At 70.1% G+C, this 22,254-nt stretch carries 19 protein-coding genes and 1 pseudogene; 9 read left to right on the top strand and 11 right to left on the bottom strand.

Annotated features, from left to right (window positions below; translation table 11 throughout):
• Positions 1 to 259: pseudogene (locus tag ACJ8AT_RS18420) on the top strand (hypothetical protein); the annotation flags it as partial.
• Complete coding sequence (locus tag ACJ8AT_RS18415; protein WP_407739066.1) at positions 256 to 678, top strand: SgcJ/EcaC family oxidoreductase; 423 nt, start codon at positions 256 to 258, stop codon at positions 676 to 678. The pseudogene ACJ8AT_RS18420 and the gene ACJ8AT_RS18415, both read left to right, overlap by 4 nt.
• Positions 679 to 693: 15 nt before the next feature.
• Here the strand turns inward: ACJ8AT_RS18415 and ACJ8AT_RS18410 are convergent, their stop codons facing one another.
• From ACJ8AT_RS18410 to ACJ8AT_RS18380, 7 genes are all read right to left on the bottom strand, one after another.
• Positions 694 to 1,149, bottom strand: coding sequence for a hypothetical protein (locus ACJ8AT_RS18410; protein WP_407739065.1), 456 nt, complete (start codon positions 1,147 to 1,149; stop codon positions 694 to 696).
• Positions 1,150 to 1,151: 2 nt separating this feature from the next.
• Positions 1,152 to 1,811 (bottom strand): anti-sigma factor family protein, encoded by a 660-nt coding sequence (locus ACJ8AT_RS18405; protein ID WP_407739064.1) that lies wholly within the window; start codon positions 1,809 to 1,811, stop codon positions 1,152 to 1,154.
• Between the two features lie 68 nt (positions 1,812 to 1,879).
• A complete protein-coding gene (locus ACJ8AT_RS18400; protein ID WP_407739063.1) occupies positions 1,880 to 2,497 on the bottom strand; it encodes an RNA polymerase sigma factor in 618 nt (205 codons plus the stop codon).
• Between the two features lie 73 nt (positions 2,498 to 2,570).
• A complete protein-coding gene (locus tag ACJ8AT_RS18395) occupies positions 2,571 to 4,241 on the bottom strand; it encodes a hypothetical protein (RefSeq protein ID WP_407739062.1) in 1,671 nt (556 codons plus the stop codon).
• 258 nt (positions 4,242 to 4,499) lie between these two features.
• Positions 4,500 to 5,126, bottom strand: a complete 627-nt coding sequence (locus tag ACJ8AT_RS18390) for a hypothetical protein (RefSeq protein WP_407739061.1) — start codon at positions 5,124 to 5,126, stop codon at positions 4,500 to 4,502.
• A gap of 6 nt (positions 5,127 to 5,132) precedes the next feature.
• Positions 5,133 to 6,047: an oxygen-dependent coproporphyrinogen oxidase gene (hemF, locus tag ACJ8AT_RS18385; protein WP_407739060.1), complete on the bottom strand. Its 915-nt coding sequence runs from the start codon at positions 6,045 to 6,047 to the stop codon at positions 5,133 to 5,135.
• 1 nt (position 6,048) lies between these two features.
• Positions 6,049 to 6,801: a hypothetical protein gene (locus ACJ8AT_RS18380; RefSeq protein ID WP_407739059.1), complete on the bottom strand. Its 753-nt coding sequence runs from the start codon at positions 6,799 to 6,801 to the stop codon at positions 6,049 to 6,051.
• A gap of 238 nt (positions 6,802 to 7,039) precedes the next feature.
• On the opposite strand from ACJ8AT_RS18380, the gene ACJ8AT_RS18375 reads away from it, so the two are divergent.
• The gene (locus ACJ8AT_RS18375; protein WP_407739058.1) at positions 7,040 to 7,606 is read left to right on the top strand and encodes a hypothetical protein; all 567 of its coding nucleotides are present in this window, start codon (positions 7,040 to 7,042) and stop codon (positions 7,604 to 7,606) included.
• Between the two features lie 7 nt (positions 7,607 to 7,613).
• On the opposite strand, the gene ACJ8AT_RS18370 is transcribed toward ACJ8AT_RS18375, so the two are convergent.
• Positions 7,614 to 8,156: a DUF2378 family protein gene (locus ACJ8AT_RS18370; RefSeq protein ID WP_407739057.1), complete on the bottom strand. Its 543-nt coding sequence runs from the start codon at positions 8,154 to 8,156 to the stop codon at positions 7,614 to 7,616.
• Positions 8,157 to 8,311: 155 nt separating this feature from the next.
• Here ACJ8AT_RS18370 and ACJ8AT_RS18365 point away from each other — a divergent pair, with 155 nt between their 5' ends.
• The 4 genes from ACJ8AT_RS18365 to ACJ8AT_RS18350 all read left to right on the top strand — a co-directional run bounded on the left by ACJ8AT_RS18365 (position 8,312) and on the right by ACJ8AT_RS18350 (position 13,619).
• Positions 8,312 to 9,133 carry an alpha/beta hydrolase gene (locus ACJ8AT_RS18365; protein ID WP_407739068.1) on the top strand — a complete coding sequence of 274 codons (822 nt, stop codon included), beginning with the start codon at positions 8,312 to 8,314 and terminating at the stop codon, positions 9,131 to 9,133.
• 61 nt (positions 9,134 to 9,194) lie between these two features.
• The gene (locus ACJ8AT_RS18360; protein WP_407739056.1) at positions 9,195 to 9,899 is read left to right on the top strand and encodes an ABC transporter ATP-binding protein; all 705 of its coding nucleotides are present in this window, start codon (positions 9,195 to 9,197) and stop codon (positions 9,897 to 9,899) included.
• Positions 9,896 to 12,433, top strand: a complete 2,538-nt coding sequence (locus ACJ8AT_RS18355; protein WP_407739055.1) for an FtsX-like permease family protein — start codon at positions 9,896 to 9,898, stop codon at positions 12,431 to 12,433. The genes ACJ8AT_RS18360 and ACJ8AT_RS18355 overlap by 4 nt, the downstream gene beginning before the upstream one ends.
• A 4-nt stretch (positions 12,434 to 12,437) precedes the next feature.
• Positions 12,438 to 13,619 carry a lipocalin-like domain-containing protein gene (locus ACJ8AT_RS18350; RefSeq protein ID WP_407739054.1) on the top strand — a complete coding sequence of 394 codons (1,182 nt, stop codon included), beginning with the start codon at positions 12,438 to 12,440 and terminating at the stop codon, positions 13,617 to 13,619.
• Between the two features lie 8 nt (positions 13,620 to 13,627).
• Here the strand turns inward: ACJ8AT_RS18350 and ACJ8AT_RS18345 are convergent, their stop codons facing one another.
• Genes ACJ8AT_RS18345 through ACJ8AT_RS18335 form a run of 3 tightly spaced genes read right to left on the bottom strand, consistent with a single transcriptional unit; the run spans position 13,628 to position 19,266 of the window.
• Positions 13,628 to 16,102, bottom strand: coding sequence for a serine/threonine protein kinase (locus tag ACJ8AT_RS18345; RefSeq protein ID WP_407739053.1), 2,475 nt, complete (start codon positions 16,100 to 16,102; stop codon positions 13,628 to 13,630).
• A gap of 42 nt (positions 16,103 to 16,144) precedes the next feature.
• Positions 16,145 to 18,706 carry a protein kinase domain-containing protein gene (locus tag ACJ8AT_RS18340; RefSeq protein ID WP_407739052.1) on the bottom strand — a complete coding sequence of 854 codons (2,562 nt, stop codon included), beginning with the start codon at positions 18,704 to 18,706 and terminating at the stop codon, positions 16,145 to 16,147.
• A 29-nt stretch (positions 18,707 to 18,735) separates the two neighbouring features.
• A complete protein-coding gene (locus ACJ8AT_RS18335; RefSeq protein WP_407739051.1) occupies positions 18,736 to 19,266 on the bottom strand; it encodes an FHA domain-containing protein in 531 nt (176 codons plus the stop codon).
• 95 nt (positions 19,267 to 19,361) lie between these two features.
• On the opposite strand from ACJ8AT_RS18335, the gene glpK reads away from it, so the two are divergent.
• Positions 19,362 to 20,846: a glycerol kinase GlpK gene (gene glpK, locus ACJ8AT_RS18330; protein WP_407739050.1), complete on the top strand. Its 1,485-nt coding sequence runs from the start codon at positions 19,362 to 19,364 to the stop codon at positions 20,844 to 20,846.
• 65 nt (positions 20,847 to 20,911) lie between these two features.
• Positions 20,912 to 22,234, top strand: coding sequence for a hypothetical protein (locus ACJ8AT_RS18325; RefSeq protein ID WP_407739049.1), 1,323 nt, complete (start codon positions 20,912 to 20,914; stop codon positions 22,232 to 22,234).
• Positions 22,235 to 22,254 lie beyond the last annotated feature (20 nt).

The raw sequence follows: 22,254 nt of genomic DNA, 5'->3' as shown, positions 1-22,254 counted from the left end.
CCTCACCATCCCCATGCCGCCGCGGCTCGTGGACGAGGCCATCGCGCTGGTGGATCGGGCGTACGCCGCCTTCGACTCGATGTTCCAAGGCCTGCGAGACGAGCTGGCGCTGCGCCGCGAGAAGACGGAGGGGCCCAAGCGCACGGAGCCGCCCGCCGCGGTGCTGGCCGCGTCTTCTCCCGCGAGCGCGCAGGAGCCGCGGCATGAGAGCCCGCCGGACAAGACGGAGAATCCCTGGGGCGAGGCCGCCCCCCTGTGACGCCGAGCCCGGCGGAGGAAACCGGCGAGCGCCGCGAGCTCGAGGCCTTCCTGGACAGCTTCATCGCCGCGTGGAACCGCCATGACGCGGCGGCCATGGCGGCACACTGGGTGCCGGAAGGGGACCTGCTCAACACCCGGGGGCACCATGCGCGGGGCCGGACCGAGGTGGAGCACCTGCTGGCCAGCGAGCACTCGGGACCGCTGCGAGACACCCACACGAAGATGGTGCTGATGAGCCTGCGCGCGCTGACGCCCGGAATGGTGTTCGCGGACGCGCGGATGACCGTGGAGAGCGTGCGCCTGGCGGATGGCCAGACGCAGCCGGTGCCCATGCAGGTGGCCTTCGTCGCGGTGCGGCGCCCCGAGGGTTGGCGCTACCTGGCGGTGCGGCCCTACGCCTTCATCGGCGGCTTCTGAGGCGCGCGGCCGGGCTCACTTCGGAGGCGGGGAGAGCACGAGGATCAGCTCCCCGCCCACGTGCTTGCCGGCCTTCTGGTAGACGGAGCCCTGGCGGCCCAGCTCCACGTCCACGCCGGACTGCTGGGGGATGTCCACGCGCACCGTGGCGATGCCCTCCTTGAGGCCCAGCAGCTTCAGCGAGGCGTTCACGCCGTTGGGCAGCCGCACCTCGGTGGGCTTGGCCGCGCTCACCTCGAGCGTCTCCAGCTGCAGCCGCTTGAAGGAGGTGAAGCTGAAGTTCTGCTTGCGGAACGTCTCCTTCATCTGCGCCAGCTCGGGCGGATCCACGGTGTCACCCTTGTTGGAGGCCAGCACCACCTCCACCTGGATCTTCACCGTCTGCTCCTGCGCCTGGGCCGCCAGGGGCGAGAGCACCACCCCCACCGAGAGCAGCGCCAGCACCGCCGCCTTGTGCGTCTGCGTCTGCATCCTCACAGCGAGCCTCCGTTCGGAGCCTTCGAGTCCTTCGCGTCCGGAAGCTGCTTCTGGGGCGCCGGGTTGCCCAGGGGGTGCTCGTCCATCTCCAGCTCGTCGCTGTGGGACTCGTCCCCGTTGTGGACCGGCGTGGCCTTGTGCATGTGCGTGTCCTGGTCCACCAGCCAGATGATGGAGCTGCCGTTGTCCGTCTCCATCACCACCGGGGCGACCTTCGCGGGCTCGTAGGTGCGCACCGCCTGCACCGTCATGTGCTCGGCGGCGTAGCCCACCGGCGCCTTGTTGCGCATCAGCAGCGGCACGGCCACCAGCATCAGCACCGCCGCCGTGGCCAGCGAGGAGAACATCGCCGTGCGCTGATAGAGGAACATCTCCGAGAGCGACAGCTTGAGCCGCTCCAGCAGCGGCGGCTTCTCGGGCGTCACCCGCGCCATCACCTTCTGGGCGAAGTCCTTGAAGTCCACCTCGTCCACCGCCATCTCCAGGCCCACGCGCAACAGCCCGGACTCGGCCCGCAGGTCCGCGGTGCGGCCCGTGCACTCCTTGCACGCGGAGAGATGACGCTCGACATTCACGCGCTCGGTAGGAGACAGCTCCCCATCAATGTAGGGAGACAGGAGCGGGATGAACCGCTCGCACGCAGGATTTCCGGCCATGGCTTCACCCTGGTAGTTGGCGACTGCCTCTGTGAGACGGGACGCTCCCTCCGATATTCCAAGCCTGCCTACTCACTGCCCACGCCGCTCTTGGCCTCGTCCAACTCCAGGTATTGACTGAGGATTTTCTGGACCTTGGCGCGGGCGTGGAACAGCCGGCTCATCACCGTGCCCTTGGGAATGTCCAGCGTGCGAGACAGGTCCTCGTAGGACATACCCTCCATCTCCCGGAGCAGGAGGATGGCCCGGTGCTTCTCGGGCAAGGCGGCCAGGGCCTCCTGAATCTTCTCGGCCAGCTCGCGCCGCAGCGCGCTCTTCTGGGGGTTGGTGCCCAGCCGGCTGCCGAGCGCGCCGATGTTGGCCTCGGACACATCCATGGGCATCGTCTCGTCGAACTCCACCGCCTCGCCACCGGCGCCCGCGCGCTTGCGGATGACGTCGATGCAGATGTTGACGGTGATGCGGTAGAGCCAGGTGTAGAACGAGGCGTCACCCTTGAAGTGGTCCAGGTACTTGTAGACCTTGACGAACGCCTCCTGGGAGACGTCCATCGCCTCCTCCTTGTCCTTGAGCATTCCGAGCGCGACGGCATACACCTTGCGCTGGTAGCGCTCGACGAGGAGCTTGAAAGCGCGCTGGTCGCCGTTGCGGACGCGCTTGACGAGGGTGAGATCGTCGGTGGCCAAGGAGGGCGCCACCCTAACACAAGCCCCCGAATTCCCAAGAAGTCCGAGCAGGGACGGTTCACTGCATGGCGGACTAGAGGGCAACCACCAGGATGATCAACAGCATCAAGCCCACGAAGCCGAGGATGGCCGCGAAGACGAGCTGGTTCCACTTCTCCTTTTCAATGGCGCTGTCCTCCGGGCCATTGCGGGAGCGGTGGAGCCAGTTCCAGAGCATGTTGTCGCCCAGCTTCATGCGGAAGCTGAGCTTCTTCATCACCTCGTCGAAGCTGTTGCGGGAGGCATCCTCCTCGTCCTCGCGCCGCAGCTGAGGGTTCTGAGGCTGGAGGAGGAGGGAGCGCTGGAGGTCCGCCTGCTGAGGGTTGACGCGGACGAACTCGGACTGGCCCGGCACCCGCTCCAGGGGGGCCCGCTCGATGCCCACGGTGAAGGCGCTGTCCTTGTCCGCGGACACGGCGTGCGCGTGGCCCTCGGCCTTGCGGGCCTCGCCCAGCTTGGGAGCCTCGCCGGGCTTGTGCGCCATCTCCGGGGGATGCGTGGACTCGGCAGGGCGAGCGCTGTCCTGGAGCTGCGCGGGCTCGCCGTTGCGAGCGGCCTCCTGGGGATGCGCGGACTCGGCCTTGCGCGCCCCTTCGTGGTGCCGGGCGGACTCGGAGAGGAGCACCTCGGGCGGGGGCTCGAACTCGACCTGCTCCGCCCGGTCCAGGACCTCCTCGGGGGAGGCGGACGCGAGCACCCACTGGGCCGCCTTGAGCCCATCCTTGCCGGTGGCCGCGTCGCGGTACTCGCCGAACCCCTGCTCCTTGAGGGCCTTGTCGAAGATCTCCTGCCCCTCGGGAGTGCCCTCCTTGCCGGCGGCGGCCTCGGCGTAGGCGGTGAAGAAGGCCCACAGGCGCACGGCGCGATCCGTGGACGGCAGATCCGACGGCCGGATCTGCTGGTGCAGCAGGGCGCCATCCGAGGCGAAGCGCGTGGCCACGGCCTCCTGGTCGGGCAGCTTGTCGAGCGTGGGCGGGATCAGCTCCTCCACCGGGAGCACCGGCCCCTTCACCTGAGCGTTGCCGAGCGCGGGCCGATTGCCCGTCGACGGCACGGTGCCAAAGCCATCCCGAGCCTTGGGGGCCGGCTCGGGGCTCTTGCCCTGACGCGGCTCAGTGGGGCCCTCTCCCGCCTCAGCGCGGTTCTTCGCGTTCAGCGCTTCGGGCATCCGGACGATGCGCGTGCCTCCGCCGCGGCCGATGGGAGTGTCCATATCGTTGACGCTACGCCCGTCGCGCGTGTCGGGGGAAGAGTCCGGGGTCGCCGTCCTCCCGTCCTTCGTGCCGTCCTTGAAGGCGGGCATCTCGCGGGTCTTGCCGCCCCGCGTCATATTGGGAGACTCGGGAGGGGTCTCCACCTTGGGCATGACCAGGGTCTCGGCGGCGGTGGAGACCTTGCCGTCCTTGGTCTGAACGAGGGCATCCGCGAAGGTGGCGGCGGGAACGGCGGGCCGGGTGCTCGTGCGCGGGGATGACTGGCTGCCGCGATCCGGCAGGGCCGGGCGCTCTCCGGTGCGCGGGGACGACTGGCTGCTGCGATCCGGCATGGCCGGGCGCTCTCCGGTGCGTGGGGTGGAGCCGTCGCCGGTGCGCATGGCCGGGCGCTCTCCGGTGCGGGGCGTGGAGCCGTCGCCGGTGCGCATGGCCGGGCGCTCTCCGGTGCGGGGCGTGGAGCCGTCGCCGGTGCGCAGGCCCCCGCCTCCCATCCGTGGGCCTCCGCCGCCGGTGCGCGGACCCGAGCCAGGGCCTTCCCCGGCCGTTCCCGTTCCCGTTCCCTCGCCGGCGCCTGGAGCACCTTCGCCCGTGGGGCCAGCCTGGTTGCCCTCACCACGGCCTCGCGGAGCCGGGCCGACGCGGGTCCCTTCACCGAACCCGTGCCTGCCGCCTCCTCGGCCAATGTCTCCCACGTGCCCCATCTCTCATATTCTCGCCCACCGAGCGGGCAAGTTGCGAGAGGGGGTCTGCTATTCGCCCTCGCGCTTCACTTTGACGGGGGACGTCATGCCGTTGGCGTCCAACGTCACGCTGTAGACGGAATTCTGGCCGTCGCCGTCCTGATCACCTCGCGCGTAGCAGGTGACCTCGGGCTCTCCGACAGGGTTCTCCTGGATCACCACCTGGTACTGGAAGCGGACGGGGGTGCCGGACACGAAGCCGAGCTTCTTGAAGGCCTCATCCTCCGGGAAGGGGACGGGCTGGCCTCCCTTGGGGACCTCGCGCGGGGTGGGGCCGGCGGCCAGGTACTCGCCGTTCTCGCTGCGGTACATCTGCACAGCGTCACACAGGGCAATCACGTTGATCCGCGCCTCATCCGAGGCCGAGTTGCCCGGACGCGCCTCGGTGCGGAAGGCCGTGTCCGCGCTCTTCTCCAGCTCCTGCATCCGCTTCAGGTAGAAGGCCACGCCCCAGATGCCGAGGACACACGGCAGCGCGAGCACCGTGAGGATCAACGCGGTCCGCCGGCCCCACCCGCGGCGCGGCGGCTCGGGCGTCACCAGCTCGTTGCCACACGAGCAGGTGAAGCGCTCACCGGGCTTGCGGCTGGAGAGCTCATGGGTGGCACCGCAGCGCGGGCAGACGAGAGACGACACGGGCCGCTAGCCTCCGCTGGCCCAGTCGCGCGGGGTGCGGAGCACCTCCACCAGCTTCGCCTCGGGGGTGCCGGGCTCCGGGTGGTACTCGTAGCGCCAGCGCACCTGGGGCGGCAGGGACATGAGGATGGACTCGGTGCGCCCCTTCGTCTCCAGCCCGAAGATGGTGCCCCGGTCGTACACGAGGTTGAACTCCACGTAGCGCCCGCGGCGCACCTCCTGCCAGAAGCGGTGGGCCTCGGTGTAGGGCGTGTCCTTGCGGCGCTCGGCGATGGGCAGGTACGAGGGCAGGAAGGACAGGCCCGCGTCCTTCACGAACTCGAACTCGCGCTCCAGGTCTCCGCCGATGTCCTCGAAGAAGATGCCGCCCACGCCGCGGGCCTCGTCGCGGTGGCGCAGGTGGAAGTACTTGTCACAGGCGGCCTTGAAGCGCGGGTAGTAGGCCGGATCATGCTTGTCGCACGCGGCCTTCTGCGTGCGGTGGAAGTGCGCCGCGTCCTCCTCGAAGAGGTAGTACGGCGTCAGGTCCGTGCCGCCGCCGAACCACGCCTTGCCGCCCTGGTGGATGAAGCGCCAGTTGGCGTGCACGGTGGGCACGAACGGGTTGCGCGGGTGCAGCACCAGCGACAGGCCTCCGGCCCAGAACTGGCGCCCCTCGCCCTGCAGCCGCTTGGCGAAGGCCTCCTCCAGCTCGCCGTACACCACGGAGGTGTTCACGCCGGCCTTCTCCAGCACGGCGCCCTCCTCCAGCACCCGCGAGCGCCCGCCTCCACCGCCCGGCCGCTCCCACTTGTCCTCGTGGAAGCGCCCCGTTCCATCCAGCCGCTCCAGCGCACCGCAGATCTCGTCCTGGAGCTTATGGATGAACTCCGCCATCCGCTGCTTCAGGCCCTCCACCTTCTGCGCATCCACCACTGCCATCTCAGCCTCCAGCCGGCGCCGCGGGCGCCTCGAAATCCAGCGGGGGCACGGCCGGCGCCAGGTTGCCCGCCGAGTCGAACACCTCCACCCGCGCGCGATAGCTCTTGCCGTCCTCGAAGCCGAAGGCCCCGCTGCAGGGCTCGTGGCCCAGCAGGGCCGAGCCATTCACCACCGGAAGCACATAGTGCTGCGCGGCGGCGCCGGACTGCTTGCGCGTCAGCGTCACCACCATATAGGCGGGGCTCTCCTCCCTCATGGACATGGTGATCCGCACGTAGCGAGTGATGCCATCCTCGGTGCGCCGGGCCATGCCCTCGGAGACGGCGGGGCGCTTGATCCACTTGGGAGGCGTGGTGTCAGAGCCCTTGCCGGAGGTCCACTCGGGCAGGGGCGTCCCGGCGCCGTTGAGCAGCGCCACCGAGCCGGGGAGCGCGTCATCCAGGCGCAGCGTGTAGAGCTTGTCCGGCAGCAGCGTCCCCTCGAGCTTGAGGACGACGGTGACGCGGCCCAGCTCGCTGGTCCACCCGCGCTGCGCCCTCACGCGGACCTCGTGGCCGTTGGTCTGCAGCCGCATCGTCTTGCCGGGCAGGTCCGCGACCAGGCTGCGCGCGGTGCCGATGCCTTCCAGCAGCAGCCGGGTGTTGGTGGGGATGGTGGCCCCCGGACGCGGGAAGACCTGCACCCCGTCCCCGACGCAGCGGGCCGAGGCGGCCCGAGCCAGCAGCAGCATGAAGAGGAGCACGAGTCGGTACACGGCGCCGGCAGTCTGCGACGGGCCGCGCTCCGAGGCCAGCACTAGAAGCATTCCCTTCCGAGCACGACCGCCAGGACGCCCGGCGGACGACACATCCCCAGAGCGAAGTGCACGCCTGGCACCCGGATCCGGGCCTGGCCCGGCGGTGCCGATATGCCTCCAGCGCCCGAACGTTCTCGTTCTGGAGGGTGGCTCCTGCCCGCATCCTGCGAAGTGCCGGAGGCCACCGAGGTGAAGCATGAGATGCAGGCTCGCGCTGGCAGTGGGTGCCCTCCTCGTCCTGGGTACTGGATGCTCCACCACCAACGCGGAGCGCCGCGTACTGCTGGCGCGCGTGAGCTCCGAGGTTGCCTACAACCTGCCTCCCCAGCAGGTCATGGATGCGGCGCGGGCCGTCCTGGATGAGCGCGGCTATGAGCCAGACCCCGGAAGCTCCCCCAACGCCGTGAACACCCGGGTGAAGGTCGACGGCGACTACGACACCCTCACCCGTTGGTCCAAGGTCCTCGTCATCGGCCAGCAGCGCTCGGACGGCCGCTTCGTGGTGCGCACGCAACAGGTGACCTGGGTGACCCCGGGCCGAGCGGCTTCACACCCCGGCATGGCCAGCAGCGTCGGCAACCCGGGCAAGCACGGCAGTGACGGAACCACCAACTACGTCGCCGGCGAGGCCATCTCTCCCGCCAAGCCCGTGTTCAGCCGCGCCTTCGATATCGAATGGGACATCCTCCAGCACCTCGAGCCCCGCTTCGCGGCCCAGGTGGAGAAGCAGGTAGACATCTACCTCGCCAGCAACCACCACTGAAGCCCGCTCACCAGCTCATCTCCAGCTCGAACCCCATGGGCTCGCGCACCGTCACCACTACGGTGGGGTCGACGCCCGTCCTGCGCAGGCCCACCTCGAACAGCCCGGCCATGAGGTCCGGCTTGGCGTCCGGATCCCCACGGTAGGAGACGCGGTAGCGCCGCTCGCCCAGCGGCACCACCTCCACCTGATACTCGAAGGTGTCCAGCTTGCTGAGGCTGGGGAGGCGCTGGATGAAGCGCTCCGGCCCCAGCACCGGCAGGCTCACGTCCACCACCTTGCCCACCAGCGTCCGGATGAACCCATACGCCAGCTGCCGGCCCAGCTCGCGGTAGGCCGCTTCCCGGTCCAAGTGGGGGAAACCCTGCTTCCATGCCACCTCGAGCGCCTCGTTCCAGACCTCGATGGGGTAGCTGGACTGCAGGCGCCTCACGTCCACGCCCACCGTGCGCAGTGCGTCAGCGAGGGCGCCTTCCGCTCCCAGCGCGCGCACGAAGAGCCCTTCGAAGAACGTGCCTTGCGTGACGCGGCCGGACAAAGTGGCGCTCATGGCGGGCCTCAATGTCTACGGACCTCCTCTCGAACGTCGAGTTGAATCTGAATCGAGGTGGCGGGAGGCTGGAGAATGTCTGACATCCAGCAGTGGGAATATCGCTCAGGCATTATCGTGACTAGCGTCCCGACGTGAACGCACTGGCCCTCGGCATGGACACCTGGAAGACAGCCTCCTTCGAGCTGGGACAGGGCGATGACGCCTGTCTCCTTCTGCACGGTTTCACCGGCAGCCCGTGGGATGTGCGTCCGCTGGGAGAGGCGCTGGCCACGCGCGGGCTGTACGTGAAGGCGCCGCTGCTGCCCGGGCACGGCACCACGCCGGAGGCCATGCTGGAGGCGGACCATCGCCAGTGGCAGGAGGCGGCGTGGGAGGCGCTGCACTCGCTGCGCGGCTTCCGGCGGGTGTTCGTCGCGGGGCTGTCCATGGGGGCGCTGCTCGGGCTGCGGCTGGCGGCCGGGGCGCCGGAGCGGGTGAAGGGGCTGGTGCTCATCGCTCCGGCCGCTCGCTTCAAGGGCCCCACGATGGCGCTGCTCAAGAGCCTGCGCGGCACGCGGTTGCTGGAGCGGGTGAAGCCGTGGGTGCGCAAGACGGCCACGGACCTGAGCGATCCGGTGGCGCTGGCCGAGGCGCCCATCCTCCCGGCGTTCCCCAGCGCGCGGCTGAATGATTTGTGGACGGTGCAGGAGGCGGCGCTCGCCGAGGCCCGGCTCGTGCGCTGCCCCACCCTGGTGGTGGTGGCCCAGCACGACCACGTGGTGGATCCGGAGGGAGGGAAGTGGCTCGCTGGCCAGCTCGTCCATGCTCCGGAGGTGCGGCTGGTGTCCCTCCAGGAGGGCTACCACATCATCCCTCGAGACAGGGGTGGGCCTCGGCTGGCCTCGGAGGTGAGAGCCTTCCTGGGGCGGCTCCAGGAATGGAGCGGGGACGAGCAGGCGCTGGCCTCGGGCGGCGCGAGCCCCTCCGCGCTCTGAGACGCTCGAGGAACGTGGCCCCTGCTCGGGCATCCGTGTATGAGCCTGTGACTGGCTCGCCATGACCTCCTCCTCGTCCGCTCCCCTCGTCGAGCTGCATGACGTCTCCAAGGCCTACGCCGAGGGCGAAGCCGTCCGCGAGGTGCTCACCGGCGCGCGGCTCTCCCTGCACCGGGGCGAGTTCGTGGTGCTGCTGGGCCGCAGTGGCTCGGGGAAATCCACCCTGCTCAACCTCATCAGCGGGATTGATCTGCCGACGCGCGGCGCGGTGCGCGTGGAGGGACGAGACCTGAGCAGCCTGAGCGAGCGCGAGCGCACCCTGCTGCGCCGCGAGCGAATCGGCTTCGTCTTCCAGGCCTTCAACCTGCTGCCCACGCTGACGGTGGAGGAGAACGTCCGGCTGCCGCTGGAGCTGACGGGGCGCACCGGCGCTCAGGCGGATGGGCGGGTGCGGGAGCTGCTGAATCAGGTAGGGCTCGGAGGCCGGGAGCACAGCTTCCCGGATCGGCTGTCCGGAGGGGAGCAGCAGCGCGTGGCGGTGGCACGCGCCCTGGCCCATGCCCCGCCCCTGCTGCTGGCGGACGAGCCCACCGGCAACCTCGATGAGCAGACCGGGCAGCAGGTGCTGGAGCTGCTGATCGGCCTCATCCGCCGCGACAATGCGTGTGGCCTGGTGGTGACGCACGATCCGGCTCTCGCCGCTCGGGCCGATCGCGTCTTCGTCATGGAGGCGGGCCGCCTGAGCGAGCGGCAGGTGCGGCCATGAGCCGCCGTCTGCTGGCTCGCGCGAGCGCGCGTCACCTGGGCAAGCACCCGTGGCTCACCGCGCTGTCGCTGCTGGGCATCGCGCTGGGGGTGTCGGTGGTGGTGTCCATCGATCTGGCGAGCACCAGCGCACTGCGCTCCTTCGAGCAATCCACGGAGACGGTGACAGGCCGCGCCACGCATCAGCTCGTGGGTGGGCCCACGGGCGTTCCGGACGCGCTGTACCGCGAGCTGCGGCTGCGGCCTGGAGCTCCGCTGGCGGCTCCGGTGGTGGAAGGGTCCGTACGGGCCCTGCGAGGGGACCGGCGTCCGCTCACCGTGCTGGGGGTGGATCCGTTCGCGGAGGCGCCGTTCCGCTCTTATGCGCCGGGCGAGGCGTCCGGCGCGGTAAACCTGCTCCTCACCGAGCCCGGGACGGTGCTGCTGCCGGTGAGCACGGCGCGCCTCCTGGGAGTCGGAGCGGGAGACTCGTTCGAGGTGGGAGTGGGCGGGCTCAAGCGGAAGCTGCGGGTGGTGGCCCTCCTCACGCCTCCGGACGAGCGCACCGCCCGGGCGATGGAGGGGCTGGTGCTCACGGACGTGTCCACGGCGCAGGAGCTGATCGGCCGGCCGGAGCGGCTGTCGCGGATTGATCTGAAGCTCGACACCGAGGCGGAGGTGGCTCGGCTTCGGGCGTGGCTGCCCGCGGGCGTGGAGCTGGTGCGTCCCTCGGCGCGGGGGGGGACCGTGGATCAGATGACCCGGGCCTTCCGCACCAACCTCACCGCGCTGTCCTTCCTGGCGCTCGTGGTGGGGATGTTCCTCATCTACAACACGATGACCTTCTCCGTGGTTCAGCGGCGCGGGTTGCTGGGGCGGCTGCGTGCGCTCGGCATCACCCGAGGCGAGCTGTTCGCGCTGGTGCTGGGCGAGGCCGCGCTGCTCGGCGTGGTGGGCACGGTGGCGGGGCTGCTGCTCGGCGTGATGATGGGGCGGGGGCTGGTGGGGCTCGTCACCCAGACGCTCAATGATCTCTACTTCGTCGTGAGCGTGCGGCGGCTGTCGCTGGAGCCGTGGACGCTCGCCAAGGGCCTGGGGCTGGGCCTGGGAGCGACCCTCGTCGCCGCGCTCATGCCCGCGTGGGAGGCGGCCCGCTCGGCGCCTGTCACCACCATGCGCCGCTCCACGGCGGAGGATGTGACGCGCAACCGGGCGCCGAAGCTCGCGCTGCTGGGGCTGCTCACCCTGGGCCTGGGGGGAGGACTGCTGGCCCTGCCCACGCACGCGCTGCTGCCGGCCTACGCGGGGCTCTTCGCCGTCCTGCTCGGCACGGCGCTGCTGGTGCCGTGGACGACGGAGCGGCTGGCGCTCGCGGCGGCGAGGCCCCTGGGCGCCATGTTCGGAATGCTCGGGCGCATGGCCGCGCGTGGGGTGAGGGCGAGCCTCAGCCGCACCGCCGTGGCGCTCGCGGCGCTGATGGTCGCGGTGGCCACCACGGTGGGCGTGGGGCTCATGGTGACGAGCTTCCGAGGGACCGTGGTGACCTGGCTGGAGGCCTCACTCCAGGCGGACGTGTTCGTCTCTCCGCCCTCGCTCATCGCCCGGCGTGGGTACTCCCCCTTCGTGCCCGGCCTGGTCGAGCAGCTGCGCGCCACTCCCGGCGTGGCCGCGAGCTCCACCATCCGCGTGGTGCAGATGAACGTGGGGGGCGTGCCCACGGACCTGCTCGCGGTGGAGTTCGCCCAAGGCCCCGAGCGTCCCTACCGCTTCAAGGAAGGCACCCCGGACACCGTGTGGCGAGAGCTGGAGGCCCCCGACACGCTGCTCGTCTCCGAGCCCTTCAGCTACCACCGGGGCGTCCACCGAGGCGACACGGTGCAACTGCCCACGGACCATGGCCCCAAGGCGTTCCGAGTGGTGGGCGTGTACTTCGACTATGGCTCGGACACCGGCACCGTGCTCATACCCCGCGCAACCTATGAGCGGCACTTCGATGACCGGGCCGTGAGCGGGCTGGCCCTGTACGCCGCGCCTGGACAGGACGTGGACGCGCTCGTGGCGAAGGTGCTCGCGCGGGCCGGAGACACGCAGATGCTCAATGTCCGTCCCAACCGCGCGCTGCGCGAGGGCTCGATGGAGGTGTTCGACCGGACCTTCACCATCACCCAGGTCCTGCGGCTGCTGGCGATTGGCGTGGCGTTCATCGGCGTGCTGAGCGCGCTGATGGCCTTGCAGCTGGAGCGGGCACGGGAGTTCGCCGTGCTGCGCGCCACGGGGCTGACGCCCGGCCAGCTCTGGGGCCTCGTGTCGCTACAGACGGGGTTTCTGGGGCTGCTCGCGGGACTGTTCGCCGTGCCGCTGGGCGTGGCGCTCGCGGCCATCCTCGTCTACGTCATCAACCAGCGCTCCTTCGGGTGGACGCTGCAGCTGGCGCTGACTCCGGGCATTCTGCTCCAGGCCCTCGTGCTGGCGCTGGTGGCCGCCGCACTCGCGGGCCTGTATCCGGCGTGGAAGATGGCGCGCGCCAACCCGGCCCTGGCGCTACGGGAGGAGTGAAGGCATGAGCGGCGGCAAGGGCCTGGTTCTCGGCGTGGCGCTCGTGTTGGCGGGGCTCGCCGTCGGCGTCTGGTTCGTCACCCGCGAGGCCGCAGCTCCCCCGGCGGAGAAGGCGCGGCTCACGGTGGCCGAGGCGCTCGGAGGCACAGGCGGCACCGAGGGCTACGCCCGTGCGCTCGGCCCACGCGAGTTCCACTTCCCCGAGGACCATGGCCCCCACCCGGAGTTCCGCACCGAGTGGTGGTACTGGACGGGCAACCTGGAGACGGCGGATGGCCGCGCCTTCGGCTATCAGCTCACGCTGTTCCGCAGTGCGCTGGCGCCGCAGGACGCGGTGCGCGCCTCCGAGTGGGGCTCGCGCCAGGTCTACATGGGACACTTCACGGTCTCGGATATCAGCGCCGGGCGCTTCCACGCCTTCGAGCGCTTCAGCCGCGCGGCCGTGGGGCTCGCGGGCGCACGCGCCCAACCCTTCCAGGTGTGGCTGGAGGACTGGAAGGCGCAGGGCGGTGAGAGCGGCGTGTTCCCCATCCGGCTCTCGGCGGAGTCCAACGGCGTGGCGCTGTCCCTCTCGCTGGAAGAGGGCAAGCCGCCCGTGCTCCAAGGAGACCATGGGCTCAGCCAGAAGACGGCCGCCGCGGGGAACGCCTCCTATTACTACTCACTGACGCGAATGCCCTCGCGCGGCACGGTGACGGTGGACGGGCACACCCATGAGGTGACGGGCTCGAGCTGGATGGATCGCGAGTGGAGCACGAGCTCGCTCGGAGAGGGCGAGGTGGGCTGGGACTGGTTCGCGCTCCAGCTCTCCGATGGCAGCGAGTTCATGCACTACAACCTCCGCCGCCGGGATGGTTCGTCGGACCCGCTCAGTGCGGGCTCGGACATTCCTCCGCAGGGAGAGAAGGTGCGCCTGTCGCGCGACGAAGTCCGCATCGAGGTGCTGGACACGTGGAAGAGCCCGCACAGTGGCGCCACCTACCCGGCCCGCTGGAGGATCTCCGTCCCCTCGCGGCAGCTCGTGCTCGACATCACTCCCGCGCAGGCGGACCAGGAGCTTCCAGTGAGCGTGCACTACTGGGAGGGCGCCGTGCGCATTCAAGGCACGCGAGCGGGCCAGCCGCTCACGGGGCGCGGCTACGTGGAGCTGACCGGATACGTCGATGCCCCCCGGCAGACCCGCTGAGCCCGCGCCTATTGCACTGCTCCCTCGTCACCTTCCACGGTCCCCTCCCCCTCTTCCACCTCGCCGGGCGAGACCTCCTGCACGGGCGGCTCGGGAGGCGGCGGAGAAGTCTTCTCGAGGGACACCTCCATCTGCGCCTCTCCATCCTGCTCGGAGCGCGGCAGCGCGAACCAGAGCTCCCGGGCGCCTTGCAGGACGTAGTGGCCCGGAGCGAGCGCATACCGGACCTCGCCCGCGGCCTGCCCCGACATCTGCACCCGTCCCGCCGTCTTGGGCACCACCAGCACCGCCACGGTGCTCGGGGGAGCGCCCTCGTGCGGGTGGATGTCCAGCGCGTACCAGTCCTCGGGATTCAGCTTCCGGACCGAGAAGCGATTCTCCAGCGCCATCTGGTGCGCGAAGCGCCTCGCCTCCACGTGGAGGCTGACCACCTTCTTGGAGACGTTGTCCCGCACGTGCAGCGTCAGGTTCTTGTCCGTGTTGCGCTCGGAGGTAATGCCCACGAGCACGAAGGCATGCAGCATCTGAGCCTTCGCGAACGTGTGGGGCTTGGAAGAGGCCATGAACAGCCGCTCCCCGCTGGGCACGCCCGCTCCCTCCAGGAACACGTAGACCTGCCCCGAGCGCGTGGAGGCCGGGCTCAAGCCCTGTCGCAGATCCTGCTCGGAGATCGGCACATCGCCCGTATAGGTGCCCGACGTCCACACCGTGTAGCCGCGCTTCACGTCGAGCGACTCCTGGAGCGAGCGCGCCGTCGTGCTGAAGGAGTGCCACTTCTCCTGCAAGGTGAAGTGCGTGGGCAGCTCCTCCGTGCCCAGGCGCGAGGCAAAGGACTCCTCGGCGACCGGGTCCGGCCGCGGCGCCTCCTTCGAGGGGGACGGAGCGGGCGGCGGCACCGGCTCCAGGGCGACCTCGAGCCGCGTGGCCAGCGTCCCCGGCTCGAAGGCATGGCTCCACGTCCGCATGCCGCGCAGGTTCATCTCCACCGTGTGCGGCGCACCGCGGGCAATGCCTCCCAGCTTCAGCGGCGTCACCCCCACGGCGGCCCCATCCATGATGACCTGGGCCCCCGGCGGCTCGGAGCTCACCTCCAGCGGCGGCGTGCGCAGCAACCACGCCGCGGCCAGCCCGGCGAGCACCACCACCGCGATTCCTCCCACGAGCCAGAAGGTCCGCCTCCTCCCTCGCGGCAGCAGGGCCCGTCTGTCCACCACGGTCGCCGTCACCTGGGTGTTCGTCGTGGGCACGGGCTCGGCATCCTGGGCCGTCACGACGGAGGGCGCTGTGCCCGGAGACGTCTCGACAGCGGGCTCTGTGCCCGGAGACGTCTCGACAGCAGGCTCGGCGTCCTGGGCCGTCACGACGGAGGGCTCGGCGTCCTCGGCCGTCACGACGGAGGGGGGCGCTGGGTTCCCCAGCGGAGCCTCGAGCGTCGGCCTTCGGCCCACCGGCATTCGCTCCTGCTGGCTCCCGCGCACGGAGGCGCCCCACCGCGCCATCTGCTCCCGGAAGCGGGCCGAGACCTGGGGCGCGCGTCCGAGCGCCTTCAGCTCCTTCTCATAGAGCAGGCCCATCATGTGCTTCACGGTGTGGCTCGCGAAGAGCGATGCCCGGGTGATCAGCCAGTGCGCCAGCTTCTGCTGTAGCACCTCGGCGCTCGGCACGCGGTCCTGCCGCCGGTTCGCCAGCGCCTCGTCGAGGATCTCCAGCAGATCCGAGTCCAGCTCCGGGTTGAGCTGGAGCGCTGGCGTGAGCTTCCCCTGGACGATGCGCTGCATCACCGCGACCTCGGGGCCCTCCACCGGCAGCCGGCCGCAGAGCATGCGGAAGAGCACCACCCCCACCGCGTACACATCCGAGCGCGCATCCAGCGCCTCGCCCCGCGCCTGCTCCGGCGAGAAGTAGAGGTACTTGCCCTTCACCATCCCCGCCTCGGTCTCCGGCCGCCCGGCCAGCTGCGCCTTGGCCACGCCGAAGTCGGAGATCTTCACCTCGCCCTCGTAGCTGATGAGGACGTTGTCCGGAGACACATCCCGGTGCACCAGCCCCAGCGGCCGTCCCTTCTCGTCGGTGCGCGTGTGCGCGTGGTGCAGGCCCTTGCACATCTCGATGGCGATGCTCACCGCCAGCGGGGCCGGCAGCTTCGCCAGCCCCGCGGCCTGGGCCCGCTTGAGCACCTTCGAGAGCGGCTGCCCCTCGACGAGCTCCATGGCCAGGAAGTACTCGCCGTTCACCTGCCCGAAGTCGAAGACCTGGACGATGTTGCCGTGGTTGAGCCCCACGCAGATGCGCGCCTCCTGGATGAACTGCTCCACGAAGGCCGAGTCCTCGGCGTAGACGTCCAGCACCTTCTTGATGACCACGGGCTTGGTGATGCCCGGCACGGCCGTGTAGCGCGCACGGTAGACGATGGCCATTCCCCCCATACCGAGGCGCTCGAGAAGCTCGTACTTCCCGAAAGGAATGACTGTTTCGCCACTCAAGATGGGGCCACTCTACTCCGTGGGTGGCGCCGCGACGACAGTCTACGGATTCGGAGCAGGCGAGGCCCCCGGGGTGGCCACCTCCGGCGCGAGCGACACCTCCATCTGCGCCTCCCCATCCCGGTCCGAGCGAGGCAGCGCGAACCACAACTCCCGAGCGCCCTGGACGGTGTAGCGGCCCGGCTCGAGCACGTAGCGGAGCTCTCCCGAGGGCTGCCCGGAGAGCTGCACCTTCCCCCCGAACCGAGGCACCGCGAGCACGGCCAGGGCGCTCGGGGCGGCGCCCTCGTGGGTCTGGATGTCCAGCGTGTAGGAGGCCTCCGGATCCAACTGCCGCACCGAGTAGCGGTTCTCCAGGGCCACCTGATGCGCGAACCGCTTCGTCTCCAGCTTGCGCTTCACCACCTGCTTGGAGCCGTTGTCGCGCACGAACAGAGTCAGGTCCTTGTCCACGTTGTGCTCGGAGCTCTCGCCCACGAGGACGAACACGTGCAGCGCCTGGGCCTCGGGCAGGGCGCGCGGCTTGGACGAGAGCATGAACAACCGCTCCACCGGATCCACGGACCCGCCTTCCAGGAAGGCATACACCTGCGTGGAGCGGACCGAGTCCGGGCTCAGCCCCTGGCGCAGATCCTGCTCGGAGATGGGTGCATCGCCGACGTAGGAGCCGGAGAGCCACACCGTATAGCTCCGCCTCGGATCGAGCGGCTGCCGGAGCGAGCGCGCCGTGGGGCTGAAGGAGTGCCACTTCTCCTGGAGGGTGAAGCGCGCGGGCGTCTTCTCCGTCCCGAAGCGGGTGGCGAAGCTCTCCTGAGCGGCGGGAGGAGGCGAGGCGGCCGGCTTCTGCGGGGCCGCCGGCGGAGGGGGCGGCGCGGCGGCGGGCAGGGGCTCCAGGGTGACGCGGAGCTTGTCCTCCAGGGAGCCCGGGTCGAAGCGCTGGCTCCACGGCCTCATCCCCGGCAGGGCCACCTCCACCGTGTGGGGTTCCTTCCGGGCGACTCCCTGCACCGTCAGCGGCGTGACGCCCTGGACCTGGCCATCCACGCGCACCAGCGCGCCGGGCGGCTGTGAGTAGACCTCCAAGGGAGGCACGCGCATCAGGAAGGACAGGGTCAGCTTGATGCCCAGCGCCGTGAGGAACACCGCACCGGCGACCCAGAGCCAGAAGTGCTGGGTCCTCACCACCCCGGGGAGCTCCGCCGCATCCGTGGCGTCCTCCGGCTCCGGGCGATCGCGAGGCTCCGAGCGCGCCCAGCTGGAGGCCCGCACGCGCGTGGTGGTGTCTCCCACGGCGCTCATCTTCTCGGTCCGTGCCGGCAGCTCCGCCGTTTGATCCGCCGTGTACGCGGGCAGCTGGTCCGTCTGGAGCGCCGACTCCTCCGGCACCTGGCCCCCCGGATCGCTCGGAGGCGCCGCCCGTGTCTGGGTCCCCCCCCCGTCCGAGAGTGGCCGTGCCTGCGTCGACAGCGGCGCCGCCATGGTGTGTTGCGGGCCCGTCTGGGTCCTCTTCGGCTCCTTGCGCCCGGGAGCCGGCGCATCCGGAGCTGGCGGCGGCGGCCGGGCCTGACTGCTCACCGGCGGCACCACCCGCTGCTGGGAGCTGCTCCACAGCTCCACCTGCTCCCGGAACTTGGGCGGGAACTGGGGCGGCCGGCCCATCGCCGTGAGCTCCGTCTCGTAGAGCAGGCCCAGCAGGTTCTTCAGGGTGTGCACCGGGAAGAGCGGCGCACGCGTGGCCAGCCAGTGCGAGAGCTTCTGGTGCAGGGCCTCCGCGCTCGCCGTGCGCACATCCCGGTCGGTGGCCAGCGCGTCCTGGAGGATCTGCACCAGCCCCGGATCCAGATCCGGGTTGAGCTGGAGCGGCGGGGTGAGCTGCCCGTGGATGACCTTCTGCAACACCGACAGCTCGTTGCCCTCGGCCGGCAGCCGTCCGCAGAGCATGAGGTAGAGCACCACCCCCACCGCGTACACATCCGAGCGAGCGTCCAGGTCATCCTGCCCGCGCGCCTGCTCCGGCGAGAGGTAGGGGTACTTGCCCTTCACCATCCCCGCCTCGGTCACCGGCCGCCCGACCAGCTGCGCCTTGGCGATGCCGAAGTCGGCGATCTTCACCTCGCCCTCGTAGCTGACGAGGACGTTGTCCGGAGAGATGTCCCGGTGCACCAGCCCCAGCGGCCGCCCCTTCTCATCGGTGCGCGTGTGGGCGTGGTGCAGGCCCTTGCACATCTCAATGGCGATGCTCACCGCGAGCGGCGGCGGAAGCTGCGCCAGCCCGATGTTCTGGGCCCGCTTGAGCACCCGGGACAGGGGCTGGCCGTCCACCAGCTCCATGGCCAGGAAGTACTCGCCTTCCACCTGCCCGAAGTCGAAGACCTGGACGATGTTGCCGTGGTTGAGCCCCACCGAGATGCGGGCCTCCTGGACGAACATCTCCACGAAGGCCGAGTCCTCGGCGTAGTGGCCCAGCACCCGTTTGATGACCACGGGCTTGATGATGCCCGGCGCGGCCGTGTAGCGCGCGCGGTAGACAATGGCCATGCCACCGGCGCCCAGGCGCTCGAGCAGCTCATACTTTCCAAAGGGAGTCGCCGCGGTCTCGTTCAAGCCGGAGACACTCTATCAGCCCTGGAGCCCTACACGGGATCCTGGATGAGCCGCAGGTGCGAGTGCAGCGTCTCGGTGCGCAGATAGAGGAACTGCGCGTCTCCGAAGGACAGCCCATCCCCGTCATGGAGCTGGAACTCCTGGCGCGAGTTGAGCGGCACGGTGTTGACGAAGGTGCCGTTCATCGAGCCCATGTCCCGCACCAGGTGCGCGCCCGCCTGCTCACTCCAGCGCAGCCGCGCGTGCAGCTTGGACACGGACGGGTCCTTCAGCACCAGCATGCAGGTGTCCATGCGCCCCACGGTGAACTCCTCCCCGTCCACGCGGGGCTGGAGCAGGTGCACCTCCAGGTGCTGGAACCCCTGGAGCATGAACAACAGCCGCTCGGCGAGGTTCGACTGGCGCGTCATCGCCCCCGCGCGCACCTGCTCCAGCCGCTTCGCCACCTGTTGGAACACAGGCTCGGGCGGCTGCTGGATGAGCGCCACCGGGCCGGAGGCGGCACGGAAGGACTCGAGAGGGGCCTCGGCAAAGGGGCGGAGCTGCTGCACGGACGGCATACTGTCCACAGGTTAACCCGATGGAAGTCCCGTGCCCACCCCCATGGGTCGGGTAAGGTGGGCCTATCCGGCACCACCCGCCGGGGGAGGGATACATGGCGAAGGCCAAGCACGTCCTGGCGATCGACCAGGGCACCACCGGGACACACGTCACCATCCTGGATGCCAGGCTTCAGGTGGCTGGCCGCTCCTACCGCGAGTTCACCCAGCACTTCCCCAAGCCTTCCTGGGTCGAGCACGACTTGGAGGAGATCTGGGCCTCCAGCGAGTTCTGCATCGCCCGGGCGCTCAAGGACGCGGGGCTCAAGGGCCAGGACATCGCCGCGGTGGGCATCACCAACCAGCGCGAGACGACGGGCCTGTGGATGCGAGGCACGGGCAAGCCGCTGGGGCGCGCCATCGTCTGGCAGGACCGGCGCACGGCGGACATCTGCCAGCAGCTCAAGGCCAAGGGCCTGGAGCCCCGCGTGCGCGAGGTGACGGGCCTGGTGCTGGACCCCTACTTCTCCGGGACCAAGCTCACCTGGATGTTCGAGCACCTCAAGGGCGCGCTCGCCCGGGCCGAGAAGGGCGACGTGTGCTTCGGCACCATCGACACCTGGCTCGTGTACAAGCTCACCGGCGGCCAGGCCCACGTCACCGACGTGTCCAACGCCAGCCGCACGCTGCTGATGGACCTGCGCTCGCTCGCCTGGGATGACGAGCTGCGCTCACTGCTGGGCGTGCCAGCCGCCTGCCTGCCGGAGATCCGCAGCTCGGCGGAGGTGTACGGCACCACGCGCGGCATGAAGAGCCTGCCGGACGGCATCCCCATCTCCGGCATGGCGGGAGACCAGCAGGCGGCGCTCTTCGGGCAGGCCTGCTTCGAGCCCGGCGAGTCCAAGTGCACCTACGGCACCGGCGCCTTCCTGCTGATGAACACCGGAGACACGCCGGTGCGCTCCACCGCGGGGCTGCTGACCACGGTGGCGTGGCGGCTGGGCGATCGCACCTCGTACGCGCTGGAGGGCAGCTCCTTCATCGCCGGCGCCGCCGTGCAGTGGCTGCGTGACGGGCTCAAGGTCATCAAGCGCGCCCCGGATATTGAAGCGCTCGCCGAGAGCGTGAAGGACTCGGGAGAGGTGGTGTTCGTGCCGGCGCTGGCGGGGCTGGGCGCACCGCATTGGCGGCCCGAGGCGCGCGGCCTGTTCGCCGGAATCGATCGCTCCAGCACGGTGGCCCACCTGGCGCGGGCGGTGCTGGAGGGCATCGCCCTGCAGATTCGGGATCTCGCGGACGCGATGCGCCACGACAGCGGGCGGGACATCCCCGCCTTCAAGGTGGACGGAGGCGCGGCGGCCAACAACCTGCTGATGCAATACCAGGCGGACGTGCTGAACACGCCGGTGGTGCGCCCCCGCAACCTGGAGACCACGAGCCTGGGCGCGGCCTTCCTCGGCGGACTGGGCGCGGGCGTGTGGAGCAGCCCGGACGCCATCCGCCGCGCGTGGAAGGCCGAGCGCACCTTCAAGCCGAAGATGAAGGCGGAGGTGCGCGAGCGGCATCTGGCCAAGTGGAAGCGGGCCGTGGAGCGCGCGTAAGGTACGCCATCTCCCTCGGGAGACCGCCGCCCAGTACAGGCCGGATGGGCGGCCGTGGAGCTCTCATGCTGAAGACCTGTCGATTCCTCTGCCTGCTCGGGGCCCTGCTCGGGCTGTCTGGGTGCCCAAGCCCCGGCTGCGCGGTCCCGGTGTCCTCCTCTTCCTTCCAGGAGGCGAGCGTGATCATCGTGGGCGAGCAGGTGCGCCTGCAGGTCTCGCCCCAGACCCCGGCGACCTGTGAAGCCACCGAGGAGGTCCCCACGCCCGAGTCCATCTCGGTGGAGATCTCCGGCCCGGACAACCTGCCCGTGGACAGCCAGGCCACGCTGGGCTCGCCCACGACCGACGACGCCACCGTCCGCTTCACTCCGACGAAGCAGGGCCGCTACCACGTGTTCGCCGCGTTTGATCCGGTGGGCGGCATCCAGCAGTTCGATCTCTACTCCGCCCGCGACCGCTCCGCCGAGGCTCCTCTCCAGACGCTGCCTCAGAGCTGCAACGCGCTGGAGCGCACCCGGCGCGGCGGGTGGCTGTGCGACACGGACTTCCTGCGCGATGGCGCCTTCGTGCAGCGGTTCACCAACGCGCGGCTGGCCGCGGACGGGGATGTCGTGTGGGTGGTCAGCCCGACGCAGATCCTGCGCATGGTGGACACGGGCACGGCGCTCCAGCTCTCCGCGAGCAGGACCAACACCGTGGGCCAGGCGACCTTCCTGCTCGCCTCCGCCGGCGAGCTGGTGATCCTGTATGGCTCCGCCATCGAGCGCATCACCTTCGACGGCACGCAGCTGAACTCCACGGGGCTGACCTCCTGGGTCCCCAGCAACATGCCCATCAACCAGCAGTCGCTCCAGGGGGTGCTGCTGCGCGCGGGAGATCAACTGGCCACCGTGACCGGTGGGGGGTCGGTCAACTTCGGCGTCCCCGTCATCCAGGTCTGTCCCTACCAGCTTCAGAGCGGGCGCTTCGTGCGCACGAGCGCCAACTGCCAGCTCATCGCCACCGAGGTGGTGGGCTTCGAGCCGAACGCCTTGTGGACGGGGACCCGGGTCAGCGTCCTGGACACCTTCAATGAAGTGCACCGGATGGAGTGGACGGGCACGGCGCTGGTGGATCAAGCCTCGCTGCCCCTGGGCGAGAGCTTCAAGCTGATCCTCCACAAGCCCGAGGTCCGCAACACGGTCATCCCCGTCATCACCCCGTCCTTTCCCAGCATCAGCACGCGCAGCCGGGCGACGGTGCCCGTCTATGTCCCCGACCGAGGCATCCTCCTGGAGCAGCTGGACACGGAGCTCCCCGAGCCCACCGCCTCCACCACCCTGCTGTGGGGGAACACCTCCTCCACCAGCGCGAACCTGCGCGTCCGCACCCGCCCATCCACTCCCTGACGGAGTTGGGGATTCCCGGC

Source organism: Hyalangium sp. (assembly GCF_045802625.1).
GTDB lineage: Bacteria > Myxococcota > Myxococcia > Myxococcales > Myxococcaceae > Hyalangium.
Note: the sequence above shows the minus strand (reverse complement) of the source record. Positions and strands in the feature narration are given on the sequence as shown.